Origin of the sequence: Achromobacter sp. GbtcB20 (assembly GCF_019091095.1) — a bacterium.
GTDB classification, from domain to species: domain Bacteria; phylum Pseudomonadota; class Gammaproteobacteria; order Burkholderiales; family Burkholderiaceae_B; genus Achromobacter; species Achromobacter mucicolens.
In genome coordinates, this window is the sequence record NZ_JAGXJZ010000469.1 from 1 (window position 1) to 286 (window position 286).

Here is a 286-nt window from a genome sequence, read left to right on the forward strand (position 1 = left end):
TCTTCCCAATTATCACACTCCGTGTGTAATTTCTTACATATCCATTTTGAACGTAAGAAATTGCCTCTGCGCAGCAAAACAGCACCGTTTGTACGGCGATTTTTCAAGCTTGTAATGATGATGGGAAAGTTAGATTTTATTCAAGCAACTGTAGGATTTCCCCTACAAATCGAAGGGAAAATGTGGAAGTTTCCCGACAAATACGATGTGCGCAGGCCCAACCCGGCCCGCGTGCATGGGCACGGGGCACGGGCTGCAACACGCAACTGGTGGACAGGTAGACAGG

1 protein-coding gene is annotated in these 286 nt (G+C 47.9%); it reads left to right on the forward strand.

Going from position 1 to position 286, the window contains the following annotated elements:
* The coding region (locus KVT32_RS29800) for a hypothetical protein (protein ID WP_217619398.1) at positions 1-286 on the forward strand (286 nt) is incomplete at both ends.